This is a genomic window from Moraxella ovis (assembly GCF_900453105.1).
In the GTDB taxonomy this organism is placed as follows: Bacteria; Pseudomonadota; Gammaproteobacteria; order Pseudomonadales; family Moraxellaceae; genus Moraxella; species Moraxella ovis.
The window spans coordinates 923,582-943,756 of record NZ_UGPW01000001.1 but is presented as its reverse complement, the minus strand read 5'-3'; the positions used below and the strand labels follow the sequence as shown (position 1 = coordinate 943,756).

Sequence of the window (20,175 nt, the reverse complement as noted above, 5' to 3'; positions counted from 1 at the left end):
TATGGCAACTTTATTACTCATCACTTCAAGCCCTCACAGCAACCAGGGCAAACAGGCACTACACGCCGCCAAAGAACGCTTAACAGCTGGCGAGATACTCAGCGTATTTTTTTATGGTGATGGCGCATATACAGCCAGCCGCCTACTTTGGCAAACCGCCGATGTGCCCAGCATTAGCGATGAATGGGTGAAACTTTCAAAGCAGCACAATCTAGACCTACCCGTCTGTGTCAGCACGGCATTGGCGCGCGGTATTACTGATGTCGATAACGCCAATCGGCACAGTCTTAATGGCGATAATCTACGCGCGCCCTTTCGCCTGGTTGGGCTATCAGAGTTGGCATTGCGGATTGATGACGGCGCCACCGTGATTCAGTTTTAGTGAGAGATTGGCATGAGATTCTTAATCAATATAAAATCAGACAGTGAGCTAATCACTTATGAAGCGATCGCGTTAGGTTTTACCCTAGCAAGCTTCGATCATGAGGTGCAGTTTTATTTTGCGGACAAGTCTAATGTTATCTTAGCAGATGAGGAATCGCGCCTCTATGGCATGGTTCAATCGCTTGAACTGTACGACCTATCCAAGGCTTGGACGACGTTTGATGTTAATCAATTCGATGATGCCATCAAAGACATGCTTACACAGGCAGAAAGTGCGCAAGTTGATTTTTCTTTATTTGACAGCATATTGGAGTTTTAATGACAGACCTAGAATTAGATACTGATGGACACCTCCAAGACCACACACAATGGACGGTAAGTGTCGCACAGACTTTGGCGGATACGCTTGATGTCGAGCTTACCGATGTTCACTATCGAATCTTGATGCAAGTGCGGGCTTTTTTTGACAAATACCATCACAGTCCTGCCACACGCCCGCTTATCAAGCATTTATCATCTACCCTACCCGATGATAAGATTAATAATGCCAAATTACAAGCATTATTTAACACAGGTCTAGTGGCACGTCACGTGAATCGCATCGCGGGACTGCCAAAGCCACCGAATTGCCTATAAAACCTAAAGCTAAATAACCCTAAACAAAAAAGCGATGCGCAAAACATTGCCTTTAATATTAGGAACCGATCAATCCTCAGGACGAGACGATAGTCGATGATAACCCACACTCTCGCCAACATCTCCCGTAAAGCCAAGCTGTCGCCATATCTCATACAGGCAGATAGACACCGAATTGGCAAGGTTAAGGCTGCGAGACTCTGGCAACATCGGCAGCCTTAGCCAATTATCCGAACCGATGTCATCACGCACATCCTGAGGCAGACCGTCCGTCTCAGAACCAAATACAAGCGCAACATCACCGCCATCAACATGGTTAAAATCATACTCATAAAAAGAATGGCTAAACTTCGTCGTCATCGCAACCATCTTATGAATACCCTGAGCCCTCAGCGCATCTCGGCATTCTCTCCAGTTCTCGTACACCCGCATTTGGGCGTATTCATGATAATCCAGCCCAGCTCGTTTTAGCTTGGTATCATCAAGCTCAAACGCCAAAGGTCGTACCAGATGCAGCTTTGCACCTGTATTTGCACACAGACGGATGATGTTGCCGGTGTTATTTGGAATCTTGGGTGAAAATAATACAATATGGATAGTGGTCATGGTCTTCGATTAATAAATTTTTAAGTTTACATTTAATAACTTAAAGTTACATACAATTACAAAAAGTTGTTCAAAATTTGGCTAATATAAGTTTAAGTTCATTAAAAAAGAACTTATTCCAACCCTAATTTTTTAAGGAAATTCCCACGAAAAAACTAATCATCGCTGCTGTTGCTGCTGCTTTTGTTCTAACTGGTTGCAACACCGTTAAAGGTCTTGGCAAAGACGTATCAAAAGCTGGCGACGCAGTAACTGACGGCGCACAAAAAGTTCAAAACAAAATCTAATTTCTTTTGAAATTATCAATAAAATGCTGAAATTAATCAAGTTTCGGCATTTTATTTTTGGTGTAAATCAATCGAAAATTAGCAATTAGCTTAACTAATCACCAAATAATCATAAAAATGAACGCACCAAATGATTCACATATCTAAAGCCCATCGCAGTCGGGCTTAGTAGGTTAGCGTCATGCACCATAAAGCCTTCGTGCTGTAATGGCAAAAGCTCATTGTCAATCGTACTGACAAACAGCCCCGTACGCTCCTCAAACATCTGAGTGCTAGCACCATGGCGCAATCTTAATGCATTCATCATAAATTCAAATGGCAGATTTTCTTCGTTGATTTTTTCAAAATTTACCATCTTGGGCGCTGATGATTCGGCATGCATATAGTCCTTAGGTAGGCGCGATTTATGAAAGCGATAAATGCCATCATCATGCTCAGGATGTCCATGCAATGTAACTTTGCCGTGCGCGCCTGCACCGATGGCTAGATAATCCCCAAACTGCCAATAATTAATATTGTGCTTGCATGGTGTATCATCCTTGCCTGTCCATGCTGACACTTCATAATTATCAAAGCCATGCTCAGTCAGTAACGCACGCCCTGATTCTTCGATTGACTCCAACACATCCTCTTCGGGTAGATCAGGAGGTGCACGATAAAAGGCTGTATTAGGTTCAATGGTCAGCTGATACCATGAAATGTGTGTTGCGCCAGCGTCTATGGCTGTCTGTAGGTCATGAACCGCAAAGTCTGCCGTCTGATTCGGCAGCCCATGCATCAGATCTACATTAATACGGCGAAATCCTGCTTGCTTGGCATTGCAAATGGCATTGATGGCTTGGTTGGGACTATGAATGCGCACAAGTACTCCCAGCGCCTCTTCATTAAAGGTCTGCACACCAATGGACAGTCGATTAATCCCAAGCGCCAGATACTCCTCAAAAGGCGCATGCTCTACCGTACCTGGATTAACCTCAAGGGTAATCTCACAATCATCTGCAAAGTCATACATCGCACGCAGCGCATCGAATAATCTTGCAAATTCATGAACAGGCAATAGTGACGGCGTACCGCCACCGATGAACACCGAATGAATCTGACGCCCCTGCACAAAAGACAGCTGAGAACTCGCATCCAAAATCATCGCATCCACATAGTCAGAGAATGGCGCAGTCAGCACAGCATCATCAGATGAATCGGGTAGCGCATGTGAATTAAAATCACAATAAGGGCATTTCTTCACACACCACGGGATGTGAATGTATAACGACAAAGGAATACGTTCAGGCAGCAGCTCCAAAAGTGGGCTCATCAATCATCACTCTTAGGATTGTCAACAACATCGGCAGGCTTAAAATCAAACTGATTTAGTTTAAATTTAATCCCAATATGATCTTCGAGCGCAGGCAGGTTAAAAGCATCATTCTCGCTAACAAAGCTGATAGACACGCCAGTGTGCCCTGCGCGCCCTGTACGACCGATACGATGTACATAGTCGTCAGGCATATCAGGCAAGGTATAATTAACCACGTGGGTCACATCATCAACATGAATGCCACGCCCTGCCACGTCTGTCGCGACCAGAATATTTACTTCGCCTTCTTTAAAGCGCTGTAGATATCTTTCTCGTTTTTGCTGGGCGACATCGCCTGAGAGCATGGTAACTTCAAATTGACGGCGCAGATTGTCATATAGACGCTTTACCTGATCTTTACGATTGGCGAAGACGATGGTTTTTTTGACATCACTACCTGAGAGAATCTCTCTCAGTGCCGACATCTTTTCACGTTCGGTCAGCAGATAAAACTGCTGATCAATGGCTTTATTGGTTTTACTCTCAGGTGCAATCTCCACAAAAGCAGGATTATTAAGCCAGCGATACGCCAAATTCATCACATCAGTATTGAATGTCGCTGAGAATAGCAGGCTTTGGCGATGAGTATTGGCAGGCATGTGCCGCACAATGCGGTTAATATCAGGGATGAATCCCATATCAAGCATGCGATCAGCCTCATCAAGCACAAATAACTCAACCCGATCTAAGAATAGAACGCCTTTTTGCACCCAATCAATAATACGACCCGGTGTACCAATCAGAATATCAAGCGGGCGACACTCAAGCTGCTTGGCTTGTTTGTCAAAATCAGCACCACCTGTGATACACAGATTATAAAGATCGCTAAATCTGGTCAGCTCTCGGCAGTCAGCATAGATTTGCTGCGCCAATTCACGCGTTGGCGCCAGAATAAGCGCACGCGGCTCACCTAAGAATCTTCGCTCATCCTCGCCAAAAGGACGCTTTAACAACGACTCAATAATAGTAATCAAGAACGCCCCTGTCTTGCCAGTACCAGTCTGAGCCTGACCAATGGCATCTTGATTGGCAAGCGTATGCGGTAGAATCTGAGACTGAATGGGTGTCAGATTCTCAAAATTCAGCGCACGAATCGCCTTTAATGTCGTCTCAGATAATGGCAAATCATGAAATTTTACAAAACCTGATGAAGTAGTTGTATCTTTATTGGCTTGATGACTCAAATTGATATCCTTAGTTATTTTTGGGAGGCCTGCATTTTCTTGAGTGCTTGCTCACCTTCTTTCTCGCCAAGCAAAATACCTAGACAAGCAAGGCCTGATTCTACGGCATTGGCTTGAACGATTTCGCGTTTTTTGTCATCAGCGGTTTGGATTGGCTGCTTATAGATGATGGTTGATAGGCTGTCTTGCCAGAATTCTTTGACGAATGCGGTTACTTCATCATCGCCATGCTGCTTAATCAAATCAGCAGCGACTTCGTCCATGGTTTTTTTGGCTTCGGCTTCTGAGATGTTTGATTGATGCATGGCAGAGATGTTGAATACACCCTCAGACACGACATCACAGATGTTTAGCGCACCTTTTTCTGCGTTGGTTAGTGCATCTGCGCCTTTGTTATCAGCAGCCATGGCTGATGCACCCATTGTCACTGCCAATGCGCCGATTGCTAATTTTTGTACAAACTTCATCTGATTACTCCTAAATTGTCACATAAAAATGCCACTACAATAGCGTATTATATCAATTTATGCAAATGATTTGCAAAATTATCTAAGCAATTCAGAGTGCTCACAGCAACAAAAAGCCCGCCAAAATAGCGGACTTTTATGGGTCAAAAAAGCGTTACAGCTTGCTTACTTCTTCAGCTTGCAATCCTTTATCACCCTCAGTCACGACAAATTCCACAGCCTGACCTTCTTTTAAAGAGCGATAGCCCTCGCCAAGAATCGCGCGGAAATGCACAAAAACATCCTCACCTGTAGCACGTTGAATGAAACCAAAGCCTTTGGAATCATTAAACCACTTTACAGTACCTTGTTCACGAACTGACATATTTCATTCCTATCGATAACGCTTGTTACGCCAAAGCCTAAGCAAGCAAGTTGAGCAAGTCGGGCAAACACCCACACCTTAAAAACACCCATTCACTGTCATGGCTAATACAATCACACGCTTTGCTAGACAATTACAAAAAACCACATCTGCGAATAACTGCTGTAAATTATCATATCAATGATAAACCAAGAATACAAGTGTTTTTGTGGAATAATGACTGAAATTTTCTATCAATATCGTCAATACACCCAAAATCCTCACAAATCTGATAAAATAAAGCAAATTCATCAAATCAAGCAATCAATATGGAACAAATCACCCCATCCAAGAAGATTCTTCTCATCAACGGTCCCAACTTGCACCTATTGGGCAAACGCGAACCTGAGATCTACGGCACGACCACTTTAAATGACATCATAGAGCGACTCACCAAGACAGCCAAATCGCACGGCATTGAACTCATCAGCCTACAATCAAATCACGAGGGCGACATCGTTGATGCTGTTGGTAATCTGGGTCTGCTTTGTGAATCACCCATTGATGCTGTTATCGTCAATCCTGCAGCGTTCACTCATACCTCAGTCGCCATTCGAGATGCGCTATCAGCCATCAATAAGCCTTTTATTGAAGTACATCTGTCCAACGTGCACGCTCGTGAGCCGTTTCGCTCGCATTCGTATTTTTCGGATAAGGCGGTAGGCGTCATCTGCGGACTTGGTGACATGGGTTATGACATGGCGCTTATGTGGTTTTTAAAAAATCTCTACAAAATCAACCTTTCACATTGAGTACTTATACCCGATGAAAAAGCCCTAAATTTAGGGCTTTTTCATTAATCCAGCACAGGATTGATCGTTGGGATTTTGTTGCTAAATTTTGGGTTAAAGGTCTGCACTTGCGGGGCGGTCGGCAAGCCAATATCGGCAAGTTTTTCGCTTACGCCCACTCGGATATTGTCCCCCTCAAACAGCCGCTCATCGTCTGTTCGTTCGGTTTTTAGACTTTCAAAATCAAACAGTTCACGGTCGGCAAGCTGGCTTGGGGCGACATTTTGCAAGGCTTTAAACATACTGGCTAGGCGTTTTGGGTGGGCGTTGTCCCACTCACGAAGCATATCATTGATCATCGCCCGTTGCAGGTTGTCTTGTGAGCCACACAGCCCACAAGGGATAATGGGAAACTGCTTATAATTGGCGTATTTAATAATGTCCTTTTCAGCAACATAGGCAAGCGGACGAATTAGCACATTTTGCTTATCATCAGATAATAGCTTAGGAGGCATGGCTTTTAGACTTCCGCCATGAAACAAATTCAAAAAGAAAGTCGCCAAAATGTCATCACGATGATGACCCAGAGCAATCTTAGTCGCCCCAATCTGCTTGGCAAAGCCGTACAGCGAGCCACGTCTTAGGCGTGAGCAAGCCGAGCAGTAAGTTTTGCCCTCTGGCACGACCGATTTTACAATGCTATAAGTGTCCTTTTCTAGGATATAATGCGGAATGCCTTGTTTGGATAGGTATTCGGGCAGGACGTGTTCGGGAAAATTGGGCTGTTTTTGGTCAAGATTGACTGCCACGACATCAAAGTTAATCGGAGCAATGCGTTTTAAAAACAGCAATATATCAAGCAACGTAAAGCTGTCCTTACCGCCTGAGATACATACCATGACGACATCGCCGTCTTCAATCATGTTAAAATCACGAATCGCCCACGACACTTCTTTACGCAGTTTCTTTTGTAGTTTTTTGAAGCGGGCGGATTTAATGCCATCATCAAAGTCATGCTCATCATCGCCGTCCGTGCCCGTCTCTCGCTCGCTGTCGGCAGATAAGGCGTGAATAATTTCAGAATGGCTTTCTGCATCGTTTAGGATTTCATCGGTTAAATTTTGGCTATCGGTCATGGCTATTTCTCAAATTTCTTTAAACATCATTGATTTTAAAATAAACATCAAGATTTCGGTTTTACCGTATATTTTTTAGGTTTGTCAGTCTGCGTGGTTTCGATTGGCACGGCAACCAATTTACCGTCAATCTTTTCATAGCGAACTTTTGGCTTGTCTGATTTTGGCGTATCAGTTTGGCCATTAAAATCTCTGTCGCGATGATCTCGTTTAAAGTCTTTTGTGCTACCAAAACTTTCTTTAGCATTCGTTCTAAAACCACCTTTAAAATCATCTGATTTTTTATCACGTCTTTTAAAGTCATCGCGTTTGGCGCCAGATTTTTTGAAGTCTTTAGAATCATCTTTGAATCGATTCTTTTTGAACTCGTCTTTTTGTGTGTGGCGTCTTGCATGATAAGCTTCATCATCTGCGATCTGAGCTTTAGCATCGAATTGATCAGATGGCTGACTGATGGTTTTTTTGCCATTTTTGTGGCGGATTTGATAGCTTTGATGGATGGGTTTTTTCGGATTGAAGTCAAACCCGATGGTCTTATCCGTGATACACGCCACGTCATAGCGAGCGTTTAGGCTCTCATCCAATTCAAAACGCGTGTAGTTATTACTAAAATACAGCACGCCATCAGCAGACAGGCGGTTCATCGCACGATTAATCAGGGCAACATGATCCCTTTGAACATCGAAGGTGCCTTTGAATTTCTTGGAGTTTGAGAAAGTCGGTGGATCAATGAATATCACGTCGTACTGCTCGGTGTGCTCTTTGATCCATTCAAAGACATCAGATGCGATGAACTGATACTTTGGCCCGCCTTCATATTCAGCATCCAGCACTAGGCCATTTAGGGCGAAATTCTGCTTACCCCAATCTAGATAGTTGGCGGACAAATCCACGCTCGTGACCGATCGTGCGCCCGCCATTGCAGCGTGTACACTTGCTGTACATGTATAGGCGAATAGGTTTAACACACGCTTGGCACGGCTGGCGTTAGCGACGATCTGACGCATGTTGCGATGGTCAATGAACAGCCCTGTATCTAGATAATCGGTGAAATTCACATACAGGTACGCCCCATGCTCACGCGCGACGTACATTTTTTTGCGCTTGGTGTCCGCATTGGGATTCTTGGTGTATTGCTCATTGCCCGATTGTCTGGCGCGCGTCTTGATAAACACATCTTCACGGAATACGCCCAGCACTTCGCGCACCCCATTTAACACCAGATTGAATCGAGCCTTCGCGACATCGGCAGGAATTTGCTTGGGTGGTGCGTATTCTTGCACATGCACCTTGTCATCATACAGGTCAATCGCGACATTATAATTCGGCAGATCAGCATCATAAACACGCAGATTGGTGACGTCATCAGTCTTAGCAAGCTTCTTTAGATGCGCCAAGTTCTTTTGGAAGCGGTTGATGAATTCTTGCGATTCTTCATTGGTGATTTCGCGCTTAACGAAACTCTCAATTAAGCTGTCTTTTTTGGACAAATCAAGCGCCCCATGACGGAAATACACCGTCAGCGCGCCATTATGACAGCGCAGTGTCTTGGGATCGATAATCGGTAGCGTATCGACATGCTCTACATGACTGCCCAGCACTGCCATGTCAGCACGGGTCACGCCTGTCTGCATCAGCCCATCCACCACCGACAAGCCAAGCCCGTGATACAGCGGCTTAATAAAATCACTCTCGCCCAGACGCTCACCATAAGGCGGGTTTGTGATGATTAGCGGATGGTCAGCACGGATTTTTGACAATGAGTCTTTTAGCCCTGATACCGTCTTTTGTTGCAGAGTGATATGGCTGATGATGGGCGCTAGACCCGATGCCAATAGATTCTGATGACAGGCATGAACCGCATTGGCATCTGCATCCAATGCGATGACGGTGGGTGGGTTTTGGGCAAGCTTATCTAGATTGGCATGGAATCTCTCACTAGCACGGCTCACAGCCTCCTGCCAAAGCACATCATCATGATACGCCCAATGATAAAAACCAAACTCCGCTGTTGTCTTATCAAGCCCCACAGGATAGTCGGCACGCATGAGCAATGCTTCTGTGATGAAAGTACCCGACCCACACATCGGATCGATCAGCGCGTCATGCTTGCAAGTATGCCAATTCGATTCATATAATAACGCTGCAGCCAAGTTCTCTTTTAAGGGTGCAGCGGTATTAACCACGCGGTAGCCGCGGCGATGCAGGCTGGTGCCTGATAAATCCAAAAAGAGCTCAGCAAACTTATTATTCGCCGCCGCAAAGATATGAAAATCTGGCGTCTTAGAGACGTCAGGACGCTCACCAAATTGCTTATTAAAATTATCCGCAATGGCATCCTTAATGCGTAGCGTGGCGAACTGCTGATTTACGGTTAGGCGCTTATCTGTAGATAGGCGAATGGCGAACGTATCATTCAGACCAAAAACCTTCGCCCAGTCGTATCGCGCAGCGAACTTATAAAGCGCCTCAGGCACATCTTCATCGATGATCTGAGTGTCTAGTGTGCGGGTAACGGTGCGCCCTTTGGCGTCTTTTGAGATTTGGTTAGTAGTTGCTTGCTTTTGTTTGAAATGATATTCGCCGATAGGCAGTAGCACACGGCTCGCCACACGGCTGTACAGACAGATGCGGTAGAATTTGGCAAGGCTCACTTGCACACGAATACGCCCTGCGCGCAGAATCTCACCCGCCAAGCCAAAGCTATCAAGCTCGATTAATAGCGCATTTTCAAGCCCGTCAGCACAAGTGATGATCAGCTCAAAATCATTAACATCGAACCTCTCAAAAGGATTAATCAGAACAGGGGGGTGACTACTCATAATTTTCTCAAAAATACGCAAGGCAAATAAACCGCCTATTATAGCATATTTTGAATGTATTTTTGCTTGATTATTGGACAGCAGTTAGTTTTTGCGAGCAGCAGATTCTAGATCTTCTTCGATGTGCTCTGCTACCTCCACCTGACTGGCGGGGATGTGTAGGATATTATGATCATCGACGATCAGGCGCATGTGCGGATAAGGCGCTTTAATCCCTGCTTCATCTAGGGCGCGTTTGATTTTCTCGTTGATGTTTTCTTTGATGATCGGGATGCGTGCCACGGATAATGGTGCCACCCAGAATCGCACGATGAAATACACGCCAGATTCGCCGACTTCCGCCACGGTTGCCATTGGTGCAGGATGCTTTAACACCACTTCGTCTTTGGCAAGCGTCTTAACGATGATGCTTCGAGCTTGACTTATATCCGCCTCCAAGGCAATACGCGCTTTGACATCAAAACGAATCATCTTCTTAGAGGTAAGATTAACCACCTCAGACGATGCCACGGTAGCATTTGGAATGATAATAATGATATTATCACGATCAAGAATCTGCGTCGCTCGTAGCGAAATCTTCACCACGCGTCCTTCTTTGTCACCCAGGCGAATCCAATCACCCACCTGAAATGACTGCTCAATCAAGATGGTAATGCCCGCAATGAAGTTGGCAAGCGTACTTTGGGCGGCAAAACCCACAGCCAAACCCACAATACCAAGACCCGCCACCAACGACACGATGTCAAAGCCAAACTGAGCAAGTACGCTCGCTGTCGTCAGCACTAGGATGATGACAAGAATCATGTTCTTTAGTAGCTGCTCGATGGATGCGTTTAACTCATAATGCTTTAGAACGCCGCTGAGCATCTTGCCCGACATCGTCCACAGCACATAATAGAAGCCCGCCCAGCCTGCCGCCTTCGCTGTCGCCTTCACTGTATCTGTATGAAAGCCAATCTGCATCATGATCGCAATAAGACTGGCAACAAACCACGTATAACGCAGCACGGCACGCATCACGCGCACCTGACGCTGAGATAAGTGTAAAAAAGCACGCGCATGCTTAACGCAATACACCAAAAACCAATAGATAAATCCGATAATCGCAAGCAGAATGACAATCTTAATCACGGTCGCTGCAAACGCAAGACCGCGATCCGCCCAGTTTAAGGTCTGATCATCAAGCGAACCACCCAAAAATAAATACACGCTTTGATATAAGTCGCGCATGATATTTTCAAAAAACCGAGTGATATTCTGGGTGTTCATAATCTAATGGTGGCGTTAAGAGCAGGTTGATGTTAAAATAGCATAATACGCATGGCTTAATGGCCTGTCGCAAGACATCCGTTAAGTTTGCTTATTTTAACAAAATTTACCGCCAAATAATTTCTTTATTTGAACTTTTTCGTCAGTGAATCATGTTTTTGGCGGATTTTTATTTTTTTGGCTATTTAAAATAACAAAACCAAAAAACAACTTTCGATACGACACGGCATAAGTTATTCAGATGAATGGACTGATCACCTTATTACTCATATTAACACCCATGTTCATCGGCTTTGCACTACCTAGCCACACAAATTGGGCGAGTGTTGCCGAGCGCGCCTTGAATTACCTGGTGTTTTTGATTTTGATTGTGATTGGTATCGAGCTTGGTCTTGTTGAGAATCTAAGCCAAAAAGTAGACGCCATTACGTTATATCTAAGCACGCTGATCGCTCTGACCATTGGTATAGGGACAGCCGCTCTGATTGCCTTTGATAAGTTTATACCACCCTCTACACATACCCATCATCATAATAACACCAAACCTAAAATCAGCTTGCGTGGTAGCCTTGTACAGATTGGCTGTCTGGTAATTGGTTTTATCATCGCGAAGGTTCTACCGGATAGCCTACTGCCGCCTCATAACACGACTACTGTGTTATTGATGGCGCTATTGTTTTTGGTGGGAGTTAGCCTAAAGGGGTCTGGCGTGACATTAAAAGAAGCCATGCTAAACAAGCGCGGACTTCAGATTAGTGCTGTATTTACGGTGATTACCCTGCTTTCGGGCGTGGTATTTGCACTGCTCTTTGAGGAAGTGTCCATCCCTAAGGGTCTGGCCTTAGCTTCAGGGTTTGGTTGGTATTCTCTATCAGGTACCGTGATGACAGACGCCTATGGTGCGGTATGGGGCAGCGTCGCCTTGCTGAATGACTTATCAAGAGAGATCATCGCGCTGATCTTTATTCCGTGGATCATGCGCTACTCACAGTCAGCCGCGATTGGGCTTGGTGGCGTGACCAGTCTTGATTTTACCCTGCCAACACTCACCCAAGCAGGCGGCACTAAGATCGTGCCCATCGTGATTAGCTTTGGCTTTATTACCAATGTCATCTCGCCGATTTTGATGGTATTCTTTAGCGCATTTAGATAGTTTGTAGCATCACAATCCGCTTGCTTTATGATTAAAAAAATCCATCAACGGGCGGATTTTACCAGTAAAATTCACCACCTCAGCACGCAAAAACCGCATCGGTTCTTTATGGAATGCCTTGCCCGCAAACGCATAATTAATCATCGAAAAACTATGCATCATTAGTGCATTCTGAGCACGTCGTATACGCTCATATCGTCTTAATACTTGCGCGGAAAATGGGTTTTGGTTTTTTGCGCCAGCTTGCTCAATTAAGTCAAGCAACGCTTTGACATCGGCTAAGCCAAGATTAAGCCCTTGGCCCGCCAGTGGGTGCACGCCATGCGCCGCATCACCGATGAGTAAGGTGTGGAGCGCCGTGTATGTCTTAGCAACTTGCGCGGACAGCGGAAAACTTGCAATCGACTCAATATCAAGAATCTCCCCAAGCTCAAATCCGCTCGCTATGCTCAGTTTATCTGCAAGCTGACTGGGTGATAACATCAGATATTCTTCAGCTGTTTGGGTCGCAAGCGTCCATACCACCGATTGCCAATGACCATTATCCCCCTCTTCAAGATCTGCCAATGGCAATAATGCCAATGTTCCTGTTGGCAGCATGGCTTGACGCGCGGTATTATCATGCGGATGAGCAGTCTTGATGGCGCAGCAAATCGCTGTCTGACGGTAATCCAAGCGATCCACCTCAATCCCAGCCAGCCTACGTACTGTAGAACCCCTACCATCCGCACCGACCATCAGGCGTGCGCTGATTATGCTGCTAGCGCCATCTGCATCACACACTCGGACGCTGACGCCATCATGGCGCGCATCGATACCGAGCCGCTCATCGATATGAGTTGCATTTAATATCGTTAAAAATGGCGCAACATCTGCATGAGAGGCACGTCTGTCTAACGCATCATCGATCACATTAGGCTCGACCATGCTACCCATTAAGCTTGGCGTTAGTGATGATTTGGCAAAATTAAGCTCGCCACGCCCGTCACCTTGCCACACGTGCATCTGTATATAGTCGGCACGCCGCACAAAATCATCTGCGCCAATATCCTTAAATAGCTCAAGACTTAATAAATTTAGCGCATACACACGAGCATCTCTTTTGGCGAGCATCGACTGTCTATCTACAGCACTAAGCTTAGGCTTAATGTCAATCAATACCACCTGTTGATGAAGCTTGGCAAGGCCAATAGCAAGACACATGCCCACGGCACCACCACCGACAATCAAAACATCGGTATCTATTTGCTTAGATGGATTTAATGCGCTCATGCGTGTGCTCGCTTATAAAAAATATCTATCATTGTACCCAAAATTACCCTTATTTGACAATAAATCAATTATCCATTCATGGATAACAAAAAAGCACAAAGACAACTTTGTGCTTTTTGGATGATTAAGTCATTACACACGATAGTACATGTCAAACTCAAGTGGGTGTACTGCTTCGTTAATTTTTTGAACTTCTTTCATCTTAAGCGCGATATAGCTTTCGATCATATCTTTGCTAAATACATCGCCTTTTAGTAGGAAGTCATGATCATCACGCAGAGCATTAAGCGCCACTTCAAGGTTCTCAGCCACTGTAGGGATTAGAGCCTCTTCTTCTGGCGGTAGATCGTATAAGTTCTTATCCGCTGCCTCGCCTGGATCGATCTTATTCTCAATACCATCAAGACCTGCCATTAGTAGCGCCGCAAAGCACAAATAAGGGTTTGCTGATGGATCAGGGAATCGCGCTTCAATACGAACTGCCTTAGGACTGGTCACGTGCGGAATACGAATCGATGCCGAGCGGTTAGATGCAGAATAAGCCAGCTTAATTGGCGCTTCGAAGTGCGGCACTAGACGCTTGTAGCTGTTGGTGCTTGGATTGGTGATGGCGTTTAGCGCTCGTGCGTGCTTGATGATGCCACCAATGAAATACAGTGCCGTCTTTGATAGACCAGCATACTCATCACCTGAGAATGTATTCACGCCATCCTTAGAGATAGACATGTTTACGTGCATGCCTGAACCATTATCACCAACGAGCGGCTTTGGCATAAAGGTGGCAGTTTTGCCAAACTGGTTAGCTACGTTTTGAACGATGTATTTAAATTGCTGAACTTCGTCTGCTTTTTTTACCAACGTATTGAAGGAGATACCAATTTCAAGCTGACTGCTCGCCACTTCATGGTGATGCACTTCGATACGACCTGTACCCATTACCTCTTCGATGCGATCACACATGACAGAACGCATGTCATGATAATGATCCACGGGCGCAAGCGCCGCATAAGCACCCTTCACGGCAGGGCGCTGACCATTATTACCCCACGCATAGTCCTTGTTGGTGCTCCATGCCGCCGCCTCTGAAATCACGGTATTGCGCGCGCCAGACATGTCGATGTCCCACTTGACCTCGTCAAATACGAAAAACTCAGGCTCAGGACCGATCAGGGCAGTATCACCAATACCTGTTGATTTTAGATAAGTCTCAGCGCGGCGAGCGATAGAACGAGGGTCCTTGGCGTAGCCTTGTAGTGTGTCTGGCTCGATGACATCACACGTCACCACCACGGTCGGTGCCTCAAAGAATGGATCAACATACGCAGTATCAGGGTCTGGCAGCAAGATCATGTCGGATGCTTCCACGCCCTTCCAGCCTGCCACGCTCGACGCGTCGAACATTTTACCATCTTCTAGCGTGTCTTCATCAACGCTGTGCGCAGGAAAAGTTAGGTGCATCCCCTTGCCGTGTGTGTCGGTATAACGGAAATCCACCCATTTTGCGCCTGATGATTCAATCAAATCAAATAGCTTATTAGACATAACTCACTCCAAAAATCAAAAATATAAGCCAAACCAAACATTACGATATTAAAACCCTTCTTGTCATCTGTCAATCACTTTCGACAATATGACGGATTTTATAAAAACTTATCAAAAAAACCGATTTATTAATAACTTGTATTAATAAATCGGTCAAACGCACTAATTAGGCATGTTCATCTTCGTAGTATCAGGGTTCAATCCAAAATAAAATACCACCGTCGCCACTAGGCTATTCACAATAATAAACGCCCAGTCAAATCCATCATGATGCAGCACATATCGACCAATCAGCGCACTCACTGCCAGCATAATCACAAAGCAGGCCGTAACACATTTTATGATCATTGGGTGCTTGATGGGCGGCTGCGCTTCATTGGTGCGATGTTTTTTTAGTAGCTTTTGGTTCATCATAAAGCCAACCAGATACATGATCGCACCCAATATCAAATAACCAAATAATCCCATAACAGCCCCTTAGTCGCACGCCACTTTATAGACAGTGTTAGAGCCCTGTACGATATACATGACATAGCTACTGTCAAGTCGCGGATTGATGTTTATGGCGGTGTCTTTGACTTTGGCAAGAACCATCATACCGTCCGACCTACCAATCATCGCATCCACATCATTCTTATTCAGATCCAGTGCATTTACTTTAAAATAATCCCAGCCCTTATCCACGTCAATAACTGCCAAAGGTGCAGGCTTATCCCAAACGTTAGGCAAGCCTTCAAGCTCTCTCATTTGCATGTTAAAGCCGCCTTCGACCTGATTAATCTTAATCTGCGCAGGCTCTTCGTGGCTTACCGTATAGCAGCCGATAAGATCGCCTGATGATGTGGCGACAGGTTCGGCATCTGATGAGGCATCATGATTAACTTTAGGCTCGCATGCCGTCAAGGCAATAAGCAGCCCCGCAGCACAAGAATATTTTAACGACAAAAAAGAAGCTTTCATGCTAATCATCAACACCACAAACCGATGAATTGGGTTCTAAATTTAAAATGGTTATTTTACCTTATGTTTATGTGATTTTGCCAGTAATAAATAGATCATGCGATGTTTTTATTCATAGATATTGACACAAGTTTTTTAATAAAACTTATTAAAAAACAAAATTGTATGAAGTCACCTTTTAAAATACCGCAAGCATCCCCACATAACATTCAACTATGTTATAATAAGCGCCATTTTCATTAGATTCATCAGTTTACAGCATAAAAAAGCGAGCACTCATGAGCGAACAACACTCAAATTCTCAATTAGCAACGTTGATTCAGTTAGGCAAGGAACAAGGCTATCTGACGTATGCCGAGGTCAACGACCAACTTCCAGAATCGGTCACCGAAAGCGATCAAATTGAGGACATCGTACAGATGCTGACCGACGTCGGCATTCCCATCTATGAAGTTGCTCCTGATGATGATGACATCTTACTTACCGATACCAGTAGCGACGATGAGATGGCAGCTGATGAAGCGGCAGCGGTTCTCGCCAGCGTAGAAACCGAACCTGGTCGCACCACCGACCCTGTGCGTATGTACATGCGCGAGATGGGCACCGTTGATCTATTAACTCGCGAAGGTGAAATCAGCATCGCTAAGCGCATCGAGGAAGGCACGCGCGAAGTTCAGTACATCATGGCCTACTGGCCTGGCACCGTAAAGTTCGTGCTGGATGAATACGCACAAATCGAAACCGGCGAGAAAAAAATCTCCGACATCGTCTCAGGCTTCTTAAATCTAGAAGATGATGAGTTTGAACTCAAAGAAGACAACGACATCGAGCCAGAAGACATTAAGGAGGACGACGACATTGATGATTTGGAAGAAGACGAAGAAGATCTAGATGGTGCAAGTAGCGGTGATGATGACAGCCATCTAGATCCAGAAGAAGTACGCGCACGTTTTGAAGAGATTGAACAGCTATTCAACCAATCCCAAAAAGCTCTAGAAAAATACGGACGCGGCAGCCCAGAAGCAAAAGCCGCCTACGATGAATTGGCGTCTCGCTTTATGCTTATTAAGCTAAATAACCGCCTATCTGAGCAAGTCATCGCACTCATGCGCGAGGTTTATGAAGACGTGCGCAACAGCGAACGCAAGATTATGCGATTGGTCGTGCGCCGCGGTAAGATGCCTCTTGGGGAATTCAAAAAAACCTTCCCAAGTAACGAAACCAACCTAGAGTGGCTACCATTACGCATCAGCGGTAAGCCCGCTTTTGCTGAGACGCTAAAAAAAGTCCTACCCGAGGTCGTCGCCCTCCAAGAGAGAATCTTAGCTCATGAGAACGACCTGCAAATGGACGTAAAAAACATGAAAGCTGTGGCGCGCCAAATGGCAATCGGGGAGGCCAAAGCTCGTCGCGCCAAAAAAGACATGGTTGAAGCCAACTTACGTCTGGTTATCTCCATCGCCAAAAAATACACCAACCGTGGCCTACAATTCCTTGACCTTATCCAAGAGGGCAACATCGGCCTGATGAAAGCGGTTGATAAGTTTGAATATCGTCGTGGTTATAAGTTCTCAACCTATGCCACTTGGTGGATTCGTCAGGCGATAACACGCTCTATCGCCGACCAAGCACGCACCATTCGTATTCCTGTGCACATGATCGAGACGATTAATAAAATCAACCGTGTCAGCCGTCAGCTGCTCCAAGAGATGGGGCGTGAGCCCACCCCTGAAGAGCTTGGCGAACGTCTAGACATGGACGAAGCCAAAGTGCGCAAAGTCCTAAAAATCGCCAAAGAGCCCATCTCCATGGAGACGCCAATCGGCGATGATGAAGATAGCCACTTGGGCGATTTCATCGAAGACAGCACCATCTCAAGCCCTGTGGATAGCGCCACTGCCGAAGGTTTGCGTGAAGCCACCCGAGAAGTGCTGGACAACCTAACCGAACGTGAAGCCAAAGTATTAAAAATGCGTTTCGGCATTGACATGGCGTCTGATCACACCCTAGAAGAAGTCGGCAAGCAGTTCGATGTCACCCGTGAGCGTATCCGTCAGATCGAGGCTAAGGCACTGCGTAAACTGCGCCACCCTTCACGCTCTGAACACCTACGCTCATTCCTTGAGGATGATTGATTTCATTTCATCACAAAAATAACCACCTTCGTGTGGTTATTTTTATTGATATCAGCCAAGCATCGGCACACCTTGAAATTTGGGCAGCTTGCCCCATTTTATCTTCAATCATTATCTAAAAGGCAGTCATCATGACCAAATTTACCAATCTAAATCGTGTACCCACCGCACCTAATGCTAAGCGCACCGAGATCCAAAATCCAGAACTGTGGAACTTCCCAATGGATTACCCTATCAGTATCATCGGACATGAAGGCGAGCATGACACATTGCGCAACGAAGTGACGCTGATTCTAGCAGAGATTTTCCCTGATTTTGATGCCGCAAGCATCATGGTCAAGCCATCCAAAACAGGTAAATTCCACGCCCTGCGCGCGAGACTCTATCTCACTTCTGCGGATGAAGTGAATCGCCTATATACCGCATTAGACAAGGCCAAAACGGTCAAAACAGTGGTATAAATCTCCTTGATTGATGTTATAATAAATCAAGCCAAGACCGCAATTAGGCGGTCTTTTTTATAGCTTACCGTATTTAATGCTTTTTTACATGACGACATCAAACACCATCCCAAAAAAATCCACCCTGCGCATTCTGCACACCTCTGATTGGCATCTTGGCAAACGACTTTACCAAGAGCAGCGCTATGACGAATTTGCGCAATTTTTGGATTGGCTCATTGATGTACTTAATGAGCACGAGGTGGATGTTTTGATTGTGGCGGGTGACATTTTTGACACGATGACACCAAGTAATAAAGCCCAAGAGCTTTATTATAAATTCCTAGGCAGCACTGCCAAAAGCGCTTGCCGTCATGTGATCATCACTGCTGGTAATCACGACAGCCCAACTTTCTTAGATGCACCCAAGACAATCTTGCGCGCGCTGAATGTTCAAGTCATCGGCATCGCAAGCGATGATATTAGCGATGAGCTTCTGATATTGCACAAAGGCGACACCCCTGAAGCCATTATCCTTGCTGTGCCTTATTTGCGCGACAAAGACGTTCGCGCTAGCAAAAGCTTTGATGACATCACTACCAAAGAGCATGACACCATCCAAGGCATCACTAATCATTATCAGACACTAAGCGAACAAGCCGAACAAACGCAAGCCGACATTCTCAATAAATTCAACAAAAAAATCCCCATCATCGCCACAGGGCATCTCTTCGCCGCAGGCGCCAGCGTCTCATCCAAGGACGACGGGATGCGCGATCTGTATGTTGGTACATTGGGTCAAATATCCGCCAACACCTTTGATAAGTGTATCGACTATGTGGCACTGGGGCACATTCACGCGCCACAAAAAGTTGCCGGCTACGATCACATACGCTACTGTGGCTCGCCGATTGCGATGGGTTTTGGCGAGGCAGGTAAAGCCAAGCAAGTGCTGTTGGTTGATTTTGATGATGCCAATACTAAGCCTAGTATCACGGCATTACCCGTTCCAGTGTTTCAAAAGCTTGCACGCATCAATGGCGACTGGGATCAAATCACCAAAGAATTGAGCAAACTTATCGAATATGGTCAGAGCATCTGGGTTGAGATTATTTATACAGGCAACGAGATTCGTCCGACACTCGTACAGGACATTCGTAGTCTGCTTGAATACAGCCTCGTCATCGCATTAAACATCCAAAACAAAACTCTGTATCAGCAAAGCCTTAGCTTACATCATCAAACAATCGATCTAAAACAGCTGACCGAGATGCAAGTTTTTGAAACCTTGCTCAATCAAAACGACATGGAGGATGCTGAACAGCAGTCCTTAAAACAAGCCTACCAAACTCTACTCACCGACCTACACGATACCGATCACCGCGCCGAATGAC

Annotated in this window: 21 protein-coding genes; 9 read left to right on the top strand and 12 right to left on the bottom strand. The window is 45.4% G+C overall.

Annotated features, from left to right (window positions below):
* The first annotated feature begins 1 nt into the window (after position 1).
* The 3 genes from tusD to DYD54_RS04640 are packed head-to-tail and all read left to right on the top strand — an operon-like array spanning position 2 to position 1,020.
* On the top strand, positions 2–382 hold the full coding sequence (gene tusD / locus DYD54_RS04650; protein WP_063513939.1) for a sulfurtransferase complex subunit TusD: 381 nt from the start codon (positions 2–4) through the stop codon (positions 380–382).
* A gap of 12 nt (positions 383–394) precedes the next feature.
* On the top strand, positions 395–703 hold the full coding sequence (locus DYD54_RS04645) for a hypothetical protein (RefSeq protein ID WP_063513938.1): 309 nt from the start codon (positions 395–397) through the stop codon (positions 701–703).
* The gene (locus tag DYD54_RS04640) at positions 703–1,020 is read left to right on the top strand and encodes a TusE/DsrC/DsvC family sulfur relay protein (protein ID WP_063513937.1); all 318 of its coding nucleotides are present in this window, start codon (positions 703–705) and stop codon (positions 1,018–1,020) included. Before DYD54_RS04645 ends, DYD54_RS04640 begins: the two co-directional genes overlap by 1 nt.
* Before the next feature lie 69 nt (positions 1,021–1,089).
* On the opposite strand, the gene DYD54_RS04635 is transcribed toward DYD54_RS04640, so the two are convergent.
* The gene (locus DYD54_RS04635; RefSeq protein ID WP_063513936.1) at positions 1,090–1,626 is read right to left on the bottom strand and encodes a tRNA (cytidine(34)-2'-O)-methyltransferase; all 537 of its coding nucleotides are present in this window, start codon (positions 1,624–1,626) and stop codon (positions 1,090–1,092) included.
* A gap of 140 nt (positions 1,627–1,766) precedes the next feature.
* On the opposite strand from DYD54_RS04635, the gene DYD54_RS04630 reads away from it, so the two are divergent.
* Positions 1,767–1,913 carry an entericidin A/B family lipoprotein gene (locus DYD54_RS04630; RefSeq protein WP_084260732.1) on the top strand — a complete coding sequence of 49 codons (147 nt, stop codon included), beginning with the start codon at positions 1,767–1,769 and terminating at the stop codon, positions 1,911–1,913.
* A 109-nt stretch (positions 1,914–2,022) separates the two neighbouring features.
* Here DYD54_RS04630 and hemW read toward each other — a convergent pair whose 3' ends face one another.
* The 4 genes from hemW to DYD54_RS04610 all read right to left on the bottom strand — a co-directional run bounded on the left by hemW (position 2,023) and on the right by DYD54_RS04610 (position 5,282).
* A complete protein-coding gene (hemW, locus tag DYD54_RS04625; RefSeq protein ID WP_063513935.1) occupies positions 2,023–3,225 on the bottom strand; it encodes a radical SAM family heme chaperone HemW in 1,203 nt (400 codons plus the stop codon).
* Positions 3,225–4,451, bottom strand: coding sequence for a DEAD/DEAH box helicase (locus DYD54_RS04620; RefSeq protein ID WP_063513934.1), 1,227 nt, complete (start codon positions 4,449–4,451; stop codon positions 3,225–3,227). Before DYD54_RS04620 ends, hemW begins: the two co-directional genes overlap by 1 nt.
* A gap of 14 nt (positions 4,452–4,465) precedes the next feature.
* The gene (locus DYD54_RS04615; protein ID WP_063513933.1) at positions 4,466–4,918 is read right to left on the bottom strand and encodes a hypothetical protein; all 453 of its coding nucleotides are present in this window, start codon (positions 4,916–4,918) and stop codon (positions 4,466–4,468) included.
* A 154-nt stretch (positions 4,919–5,072) separates the two neighbouring features.
* A complete protein-coding gene (locus DYD54_RS04610; RefSeq protein WP_036362254.1) occupies positions 5,073–5,282 on the bottom strand; it encodes a cold-shock protein in 210 nt (69 codons plus the stop codon).
* A 308-nt stretch (positions 5,283–5,590) separates the two neighbouring features.
* Between DYD54_RS04610 and aroQ the strand changes: the two genes are divergently transcribed.
* Complete coding sequence (aroQ, locus tag DYD54_RS04605) at positions 5,591–6,073, top strand: type II 3-dehydroquinate dehydratase (protein WP_063513932.1); 483 nt, start codon at positions 5,591–5,593, stop codon at positions 6,071–6,073.
* Positions 6,074–6,117: 44 nt separating this feature from the next.
* Here the strand turns inward: aroQ and ttcA are convergent, their stop codons facing one another.
* From ttcA to DYD54_RS04590, 3 genes are all read right to left on the bottom strand, one after another.
* Positions 6,118–7,188: a tRNA 2-thiocytidine(32) synthetase TtcA gene (gene ttcA, locus DYD54_RS04600; RefSeq protein ID WP_084260610.1), complete on the bottom strand. Its 1,071-nt coding sequence runs from the start codon at positions 7,186–7,188 to the stop codon at positions 6,118–6,120.
* A gap of 47 nt (positions 7,189–7,235) precedes the next feature.
* Positions 7,236–10,010, bottom strand: a complete 2,775-nt coding sequence (gene rlmKL, locus DYD54_RS04595; RefSeq protein ID WP_084260609.1) for a bifunctional 23S rRNA (guanine(2069)-N(7))-methyltransferase RlmK/23S rRNA (guanine(2445)-N(2))-methyltransferase RlmL — start codon at positions 10,008–10,010, stop codon at positions 7,236–7,238.
* Between the two features lie 84 nt (positions 10,011–10,094).
* Complete coding sequence (locus DYD54_RS04590; RefSeq protein ID WP_063513931.1) at positions 10,095–11,279, bottom strand: mechanosensitive ion channel family protein; 1,185 nt, start codon at positions 11,277–11,279, stop codon at positions 10,095–10,097.
* Between the two features lie 241 nt (positions 11,280–11,520).
* On the opposite strand from DYD54_RS04590, the gene DYD54_RS04585 reads away from it, so the two are divergent.
* A complete protein-coding gene (locus DYD54_RS04585; protein ID WP_063513930.1) occupies positions 11,521–12,432 on the top strand; it encodes a LysO family transporter in 912 nt (303 codons plus the stop codon).
* 9 nt (positions 12,433–12,441) lie between these two features.
* Here the strand turns inward: DYD54_RS04585 and DYD54_RS04580 are convergent, their stop codons facing one another.
* From DYD54_RS04580 to DYD54_RS04565, 4 genes are all read right to left on the bottom strand, one after another.
* Entirely contained in the window at positions 12,442–13,704 is a 1,263-nt protein-coding gene (locus DYD54_RS04580) for an FAD-dependent monooxygenase (protein ID WP_063513929.1), read from the bottom strand.
* A gap of 132 nt (positions 13,705–13,836) precedes the next feature.
* Complete coding sequence (gene glnA, locus DYD54_RS04575) at positions 13,837–15,246, bottom strand: type I glutamate--ammonia ligase (RefSeq protein WP_063513928.1); 1,410 nt, start codon at positions 15,244–15,246, stop codon at positions 13,837–13,839.
* 162 nt (positions 15,247–15,408) lie between these two features.
* Entirely contained in the window at positions 15,409–15,714 is a 306-nt protein-coding gene (locus DYD54_RS04570; protein ID WP_063513927.1) for a hypothetical protein, read from the bottom strand.
* A 9-nt stretch (positions 15,715–15,723) separates the two neighbouring features.
* Entirely contained in the window at positions 15,724–16,206 is a 483-nt protein-coding gene (locus DYD54_RS04565) for a hypothetical protein (protein ID WP_063514966.1), read from the bottom strand.
* Between the two features lie 278 nt (positions 16,207–16,484).
* Between DYD54_RS04565 and rpoD the strand changes: the two genes are divergently transcribed.
* The 3 genes from rpoD (at position 16,485) to DYD54_RS04550 (ending at position 20,174) form a co-directional block, all read left to right on the top strand.
* Positions 16,485–18,341 (top strand): RNA polymerase sigma factor RpoD, encoded by a 1,857-nt coding sequence (gene rpoD / locus DYD54_RS04560; RefSeq protein WP_063513926.1) that lies wholly within the window; start codon positions 16,485–16,487, stop codon positions 18,339–18,341.
* Positions 18,342–18,472: 131 nt separating this feature from the next.
* Positions 18,473–18,802: a YbeD family protein gene (locus DYD54_RS04555; protein ID WP_063513925.1), complete on the top strand. Its 330-nt coding sequence runs from the start codon at positions 18,473–18,475 to the stop codon at positions 18,800–18,802.
* Between the two features lie 88 nt (positions 18,803–18,890).
* Positions 18,891–20,174, top strand: a complete 1,284-nt coding sequence (locus tag DYD54_RS04550) for an exonuclease SbcCD subunit D C-terminal domain-containing protein (RefSeq protein WP_167541387.1) — start codon at positions 18,891–18,893, stop codon at positions 20,172–20,174.
* The last annotated feature ends 1 nt before the right edge of the window (position 20,175 follow it).